Consider the following 7,692-nt stretch of genomic DNA (forward strand, 5'->3'; position numbering starts at 1 on the left):
TTGCTTTTGTTCTTTATTATACCTTATTGTTTATATTAAGGATATGTCTAATACATAAAAAACAGGATGACAGAACAATTATAGGACTTACGCATTGACAGGACAAACCAAATAGGGGGTGTGGACTTCAGGCATTAAACCTTAATTTTTCCACACTTTTTAGGCGATGCCTGCGGCGGGCTACGCTATTTATCAATCATCCCTTGATAAAAGCCTGAAATAACCTATTGCTCTTAACTTACAAAACCAGAAATTTGTACAGTGCGTAAGTCCTAAATTAGAAAAAATCGGTTAAAATTCATCTAGTATATAACGGCGTAAATAGGGATATTATTTTCCAAAGCTAAAAATACTAGAATAAAAGCCTTTTGACTTTTGACCCTTCGACTTTGCTCAGGGTAAACTTTTGACTTCCGCGAAGCGGTACTAGGAGGTAAGCTATATGTTAAAAACCATTCCAGGAATTTATAAAAATGGAAAAATTGAACTGGATGAAATACCGCAAAACATTAGTGAAAGCCTAGTTTTCGTCACCTTCCTAGAAGCTAAACCCAGCCAATGGCCAGAAATGCTCATGCAATATCAAGGTGTAAAAGAAAGTATCATCTTTGAATCATATCGAGATGAACTAATACCACCTAACGAAATAGAACTTTAATCATTTATGGGTTATCTCCTGGATACTTGCGTTATTAGTGATTTTGTCAAAGGAGAAAAAAACACCCTCCAGCGAATAAAATTAATCTCCCCTGCTGAAATTTTTGCTTCATCTCTAACAGTTATGGAGGTGAAATATGGATTAGCTATCAACCCACAACGCGCTATTAAAATTCAATCAATTATTGAAACCTTATTAAATTCAATTACAATTTTACCTTTTGACTCGAAAGAAGCAGAACAAGCAGCCCAAATCAGAAGCTTTCTGAAACAAGCAGGTTCACCTATTGGTGCTTATGATGTCCTCATTGCAGCTACCGCAGTCATTAATAATCACATCGTGGTGACATCTAATGTCCGAGAATTTCAAAGAGTACCTAACTTGCAAATCGAAAATTGGCGTTCTGTGTGAATAGCTGACTCCTCCCCTAACTTATCCTCCGTCAGTTTCCCCTTGACCTCACCAACCAAAATTACTCATTTGGCTTTGACTGGGGAGCAATCCAACTTCAGGGAACGCACCGTTAAACCTACCCCCTCTGAGATGGCGACTTTAGCAGGCTTTTCTCTAGAGGTTAAAATCAGATAGCTATTATGGTTTGTTTTGCCAATTAGTTGAATGAAATCAGCATATATCTGATCTTCAGGGCGAAACTTTCCCTACGAATCTTTTTCTATGTTTGAGATTACCATAATTAAACCTGATGCTACAGGTAGAAGCCTGTAAAAGCTTCACAACAGGGGCAAAAATCTTGATACTGTAGAAACTATTTCTCAAGATTGTGATCAATGCGGCAATATTTACAGTACAATTGCCTTGATATATTGCTGGTGAAGTAATTTTTCTCACACCCAAGTTCATAATAACTTTTTGCGGATATCTCTAAAGATTCTTGTAAGACTACACTAGTCTCTTTCAGAATCAATATTAAGATTTTCGTTTTTTTAATCTCTAGTTTTCCAAGCACTAAAATTAACATGAAACTCATCAAAAAATCTGAAAAACTTCTCCTAGATAAAATCAAACTCATGGAAGAAGCCGAAGAAAAGGGTTTGACAGTAGAGAACCCTGATATTCCAGAACCAGAACCGATAGTTGAAGAATACGAAGAATATCTAGAGAATGCAGAGATTAACTATATTCCATTCCGCACTCATCCCATTATCCAATCTGTGGGTAACTCAGGTTGGCAAGTTTCTGATATTTGGAAAGATGTCAGAGTCGATAATTTCTCCAGGGGATAAAAATTAAAGCAGCAGATAATCTTGGAGGAATTGTAAAGATGATTCTGACTCCTACATCCTTTTTCCAGCACGAGTAAGATTGTCATAACTAATTTCAGTTAAACAAACTAATTTTTCCCCCTGGCGATAACCTGGGTTTGTTCGGGCAAAAAATTGGATATGGGGGTTAGTATCTCTTCCTGCGGGAATTTCAATTAACCCGTCTCGCAAAATTTGGGGATGCTGTAAATGGACTATACCAGTTGATTCTTGGTATACACCACTTCCCAGTGTGATGAGTTACAAGAACCCCACCCCGCAAGGGATGAGGGGGCTAAGATGTACCTTATATAATTGGAAATCGCTGTAAGTCACATAGTTAGAGTGTTAGAGTTATTCTCGCACTTAATGCAAAAAAACATCTTTCAGATGTCTATCATCCCTATGTAATTCACCCTAATGCTTAACATTACTGTTACGAATAATCCAATAAGCAATAGATAGAGATAAAACAGCAACCGCTAAACCAATAATAGTAACACCTGTTACCTTTTCTAAATCAAGAATAATAATTTTCCGCGCCACTGCAATTAAAGAAGTCACAATAACTAACTCAACATGAACCACGTGCTTGCGGAGATAAGCCGTAATATTTTCTAATATCTCTAAAGCAATTAAAATATTCAAAAATAAGCCGAAAATTGTAAATAATACTTGATGAAACTTGCCATAAGGGCTGGTGAATAACTGATTAATGAGATAAAAACCTAGATCAAAAATAGCTGCTATAATTACCACCACCATCGCCAGTGATAATACTTTAGCAACAAGCACCTCGATATTTTCTATCAGGTGCATAAAATTTTCGTCATTAGCTAAATTGCCAATCTTGCGGAATAAACGCCTCATTTTATTTCTGTGGTATTAACTGTAAATATAAACAGGAAATCACCAATAATGCAATCAAAACGCGCTCTAATCGCCATATCTTCCAGGGGGACTGCGGATGTTTTTCCCGGTGGTGAAGCGTTCAGATCGGTTTCTAAGTATGAGTCGGTTGAAGATAATCGCTCTGGCTGCCAAATAAATTTCATGATCACGGTTGTCCATAGAACTTAGTCCAGTTCTAGATAATTGGCAAATTTAGTCTTTAAAGATTTAGTCCTGTTGTATTTGTGACGCACCTAGCTATTTTATAGCAGGCTTAAAAAATTAACGTCAATTTTTATACAAAAAACTCTCCACAATCAGAAGTGCTAGAGCTAAGAGCTTCATTCTTGGCAATGCACAAAATTTAGTTGGGGAGTAGGGAGTAGAAAAAAGCTTTTTTGATTTGGACAAAATTTGTGGATAATTCAAATGTCATGTTTATGGTAATCCTAATATATTAAAAAATTCTCCAAAAAATTCACACTTATGAGATGATTTAGTAACAAGTATTATTTCTGAGTAATGTGATGGCAGATCAATTTCCTTGGCTAACTGCAATTGTCCTGCTACCATTCATTGCTGCTCTGGTTATCCCTGTGCTACCCGATAAAGATGGCAAGTGGGTAAGATGGTATGCACTGGGTGTAGGATTTACTGACTTAATCTTAATGTGCTACGCCTTCTGGCACAATTATGATGCTGGGAATGCTAGTTTTCAACTAGAAGAAAGTTATACCTGGATGCCTGCATTAGGTCTTAATTGGGCAGTGGCTGTAGATGGGTTATCAGTTCCCTTTGTACTTTTAGCAGGGCTGGTAACAACACTAGCAATTTTTTCAGCTTGGCAAGTTGATCGCAGACCACGCCTATTTTATTTCCTCATGTTAGTCCTGTACTCAGCCCAGATAGGAGTATTTGTTGCCAAGGACTTGCTGCTGTTTTTCATTATGTGGGAAGTAGAGCTAATTCCTGTATACCTACTTATTTGTATTTGGGGCGGACAGAAGCGTCGCTACGCAGCCACCAAATTTTTGATATACACAGCCGCAGCCTCCATATTTATTCTAGTAGCAGCACTAGCAATGGCATTTTACGGTGGTGGTGATATCACTTTCGACATAGCTGCATTGGGACTGAAAGATTATCCCCTCAATTTAGAACTACTACTATATGCGGGATTGCTGATTGCTTTTGGTGTGAAGTTGGCTGTATTCCCCATGCATACTTGGTTACCTGATGCTCACGGAGAAGCTTCTTCCCCAGTATCGATGATTTTGGCGGGTGTGCTGCTGAAGATGGGTGGTTATGGATTAATTCGTCTGAATCTGGGAATTTTTTCCGATGCACATATTTACTTTGCACCTGTTCTAGCCATTCTGGGGGTTGTGAATATTATCTATGGTGCATTGAACTCCTTCGCTCAATCGAATATGAAGCGTCGTCTAGCTTATTCCTCCATTTCTCACATGGGATTTGTACTACTAGGTATTGCCTCTTTTACGGATTTGGGCATTAGTGGTGCGATGTTACAGATGATTTCCCACGGTTTAATTGCGTCGGTGCTATTTTTCTTAGCAGGTGTTACTTACGATCGCACTCGCACGATGGTTATGGATGATATGGGTGGTATTGGTCAGGTAATGCCTAAAGTATTTGCATTATTTACTATAGGAGCAATGGCATCCTTAGCACTCCCAGGGATGAGTGGCTTTGTGGGCGAAATTTCGGTATTTCTGGGTATAACCACTAGTGATGTCTACAGCTCCACTTTCTGTATTGTTACGGTCTTCTTAGCCGCAGTGGGTGTGATCCTTACGCCAATTTATCTCCTGAACCTGCTACGACAGGTATTTTATGGAACTAGCGCCTTAATCATGTGTGACGTGAATAACGCAGCTACAGAAAATCAGGAGGATGAAGGAACAGCTTGTTTTGGTACTGATTGCCTCGTACCGGATGAAACTGTTTATAGTGATGCTAGACCACGTGAAGTGTTTATTGCTGCCTGTTTTTTAGTGCTAATTATTGGTATTGGTTTTTACCCCAAATTAGCTATGCAGATGTATGATGTCAAGACTGTGGAGATCAATGCTCAAGTCCGCCAATCTCTGATGACGATCTCCCAAAGCAATCCCCAAATCTATGCCCAAGGGTTATTGACTCCCAGCATCCCTACATCTGAGACAGTACCTGTTTTAGGAGTGGTGCAATGAAACGCCGTGATTTGATCAACTGGGTCGGTTTGGCTGCAATAGCTAGTAGCTTACCTGTGGCGATCGCCGCTTGTTCCCCCCAGACTACAGCATCTGAAGATTGGCAAACAATCGGCACTGTAGAAGACTTAGATCAAGATGGTCAATTGTTGGTGCAAGAATCGGCAAGTGTGAATGTTTTAGTAATAGGAACATCCACAACCCCCAACCTCATTGCTGTTGACGCCCGGTGTACTCACTCTGGTTGCACTGTGACATGGGAAAATGAAGCCAATAAATTTGGCTGTCGTTGTCATGGGGCAGAATACGATAGTCAGGGTCAAGTGCTAAGAGGCCCAGCGACAAAACCACTCAAAACCTATACAGCTAAAATTGAAAATAGTTCAGTTTTAGTCAAGGCAAACTAACTGATTTTGTGTGAAAACAAAGTCTAGCTAGGGGATTGAGACTGATGGATAAGTCAGATAAGACTAAAAAATCAGGAAATAACAGTAATTCATTAGACTTAAGTCTAATTCAAGATGTGATAAGTCATTTTCTGATGTTAAAGTTTGAATATCGCCAAAATTTAGTGGAATCATGATCACAAAATTTTTATGGCGTGGCTATTTTGTTAGGAGTGAATGTGAATAATATGTCTCTAATCTATGACACCCTACGGAAAGGAAAAAGTTTCTTTTACTTATCCGGTCTAGCAGCACTCACCGTGTTGGCTAGTGGTTTATCAGCTGTTGCTGAAACAGTAGATACTCAAACACTAACAGAGTTTCCTGACAATATTACATCTTCTGAGTCTGTTGCTTTAGAGCAATTTCCCAACTCTAACACCGAGGAAGTCACACCTCTACCAGGAACATCAATCACTTCAGCAGCATCCCTGACGACTGAATCAGCATCAAGTTTTCCATCCCATAGCACCGAACTAGCACAAGCCGATATTAACTTTGGCAGAACTACTCGTGGTGGTGGTAGCTATATTGGCGTTGCTGGTAACATTGGTCTTGGTGGTGGTGACTCATCTTTAGGTGATGGCAACTTAGCCGTTATCAGTAAGGTAGGAGTTACAAATACAATTTCCGTCAGACCTTCCGCAGTATTTGGTAATAACACCACAATCTTGGTTCCCGTTACCTACGACTTCAACTTACAGTCGGCAGATCCATTTGATGAGCCAATCTTACTAGCCCCTTATGTCGGAGTAGGTGCAGCTATTAAAACAGGTAGTAACTCAAAAACTGCGTTGTTAATATCTGGTGGCGTTGATTTTCCTCTCAACGAGAGATTCACAGCTACCGCTTCCGTAAATGCTGGATTTTTCCGGGAAACTGATATTGGTCTGTTATTGGGAGTTGGTTACAACTTCAGTGGGTTTTAACTGCCATACAGTATATTTTGTTTAATTGAGGTACAGAGGTAGCAGATGAGACTTGGGATCAACTCAGTCCAATGCTGGCTGCATCACAGGAATCTTATTCTTTATCCCTGTACCTGATCTAACTCTAACCTGCTGTAAAAGAAGACATAAAAGGCAAAGGTGATTTTTACTTTTGCCTTTTACCTTTGAGAAGATCAAAACTCAAAAATAGTGATATATGTCACAGTGTGAATATCGCATGGAATGTATAATGTGTTATAGATAGTGATTACTTAGTTGCTGCATTAATATTTTATATCTTTAGGCTGGCAAAGAAACTACCACAACAGTTTGTTAAATAATTCCCACATCTAGTTTTAAATAGAATTGTAATCGTTACGGTAATCATCTAATTTGCTGGAGTAGGGCAGTTATAGAGTCAATGTCACACACATACAGCAGTTTTCATTTTGGTGAGGTACACAAAGGCGGGCAGTATGTCCACCCCATGAGAGTTTCACTATTCCTCATTTACCTGCAACCTGCTGTAATTAATATTATTAATTATTGTAAGTGTGTATGTTCAAAGTATCTATCTGCATACCTCCTTTCCCAAAAATTTGCTGTAAGAAATAAGTCTTTAATCAAAAACGCGAGTTGATATTTTATGCATAAACCAGAGGAATTATCAAAAGACCAGACAACTTTTGTGGTAGAAAAGCAAAAAGAAAAAGAACGGATTCATGATGTGTTTCTTTTGCTACAAAATATGGTTTCTAGAGAAGAAAGTACAGTAAAGCTAGTATTAGATTCACTGTATGATGTCGGGTCAATTAACCTGATTAACCAAAAATTTCGTTCTCGAACCCTCAACAAAAGTTTGAAACTGATTTCCAGGACATCCAAGCCAGTATTTAGCATTTTTGCTTGGCGCTGGTTTAAAAAAAATGGTTCAGAATTAATTACTAACTGGCTGGAAAGTAAAGTGACTTTCCCCAACACAGACTCAGAGCCAACCCAAGCAGAATTGGTGGTGGAAGATTATCCTCACAATCAGCTTAATTCTGTGACTAACCCTCAGTATCAGCTTCAGGAAGTGAAGCACTTGCGTTCTCAGGTAATGTTACTGACTACTATGTTAGCTGGCGTGGTTACTGTGTTCGGTGGTAGCTTTATCTGGTTAGGTTATTCTTTGGAGCGATCGCACGTGCAAAGAATTGTGGAACTACAAACTCAAATCAAAACCTTAGAAGCCAGCGTTAATCCTTAACGGGTGACAAGGTGGCTCAAGATGAGATGTGGCAATAATTTGAG

General features: G+C 39.0%; 9 protein-coding genes. 7 read left to right on the forward strand and 2 right to left on the reverse strand.

Translation table 11 applies throughout. The features are described from left to right. Nucleotides 1-442: 442 nt before the first annotated feature. The 3 genes from ACM0OP_RS23290 to ACM0OP_RS23300 all read left to right on the forward strand — a co-directional run bounded on the left by ACM0OP_RS23290 (nt 443) and on the right by ACM0OP_RS23300 (nt 1,902). Entirely contained in the window at nt 443-658 is a 216-nt protein-coding gene (locus ACM0OP_RS23290; RefSeq protein ID WP_414530785.1) for a hypothetical protein, read from the forward strand. A 6-nt stretch (nt 659-664) separates the two neighbouring features. Then, nucleotides 665-1,069, forward strand: coding sequence for a type II toxin-antitoxin system VapC family toxin (locus ACM0OP_RS23295; protein ID WP_414530786.1), 405 nt, complete (start codon nt 665-667; stop codon nt 1,067-1,069). Between the two features lie 566 nt (nt 1,070-1,635). Next, entirely contained in the window at nt 1,636-1,902 is a 267-nt protein-coding gene (locus tag ACM0OP_RS23300; protein WP_414530787.1) for a hypothetical protein, read from the forward strand. A 435-nt stretch (nt 1,903-2,337) separates the two neighbouring features. Here ACM0OP_RS23300 and ACM0OP_RS23305 read toward each other — a convergent pair whose 3' ends face one another. Beyond that, on the reverse strand, nt 2,338-2,790 hold the full coding sequence (locus tag ACM0OP_RS23305) for a phosphate-starvation-inducible PsiE family protein (RefSeq protein WP_414530788.1): 453 nt from the start codon (nt 2,788-2,790) through the stop codon (nt 2,338-2,340). Beyond that, nucleotides 2,787-2,975, reverse strand: a complete 189-nt coding sequence (locus ACM0OP_RS23310; protein WP_414530789.1) for a hypothetical protein — start codon at nt 2,973-2,975, stop codon at nt 2,787-2,789. Before ACM0OP_RS23310 ends, ACM0OP_RS23305 begins: the two co-directional genes overlap by 4 nt. A gap of 360 nt (nt 2,976-3,335) precedes the next feature. On the opposite strand from ACM0OP_RS23310, the gene ACM0OP_RS23315 reads away from it, so the two are divergent. The 4 genes from ACM0OP_RS23315 to ACM0OP_RS23330 all read left to right on the forward strand — a co-directional run bounded on the left by ACM0OP_RS23315 (nt 3,336) and on the right by ACM0OP_RS23330 (nt 7,648). Further along, a complete protein-coding gene (locus ACM0OP_RS23315; RefSeq protein ID WP_414530790.1) occupies nt 3,336-5,024 on the forward strand; it encodes an NAD(P)H-quinone oxidoreductase subunit 4 in 1,689 nt (562 codons plus the stop codon). After that, nucleotides 5,021-5,431: a QcrA and Rieske domain-containing protein gene (locus ACM0OP_RS23320; protein ID WP_414530791.1), complete on the forward strand. Its 411-nt coding sequence runs from the start codon at nt 5,021-5,023 to the stop codon at nt 5,429-5,431. Before ACM0OP_RS23315 ends, ACM0OP_RS23320 begins: the two co-directional genes overlap by 4 nt. A gap of 227 nt (nt 5,432-5,658) precedes the next feature. After that, entirely contained in the window at nt 5,659-6,399 is a 741-nt protein-coding gene (locus ACM0OP_RS23325; protein WP_414530793.1) for a hypothetical protein, read from the forward strand. A 646-nt stretch (nt 6,400-7,045) separates the two neighbouring features. Then, nucleotides 7,046-7,648: a hypothetical protein gene (locus tag ACM0OP_RS23330; protein ID WP_414530792.1), complete on the forward strand. Its 603-nt coding sequence runs from the start codon at nt 7,046-7,048 to the stop codon at nt 7,646-7,648. Nucleotides 7,649-7,692: the final 44 nt, after the last annotated feature.

The organism is Nodularia chucula CCY0103, assembly GCF_963923915.1.
GTDB lineage: Bacteria > Cyanobacteriota > Cyanobacteriia > Cyanobacteriales > Nostocaceae > Nodularia > Nodularia chucula.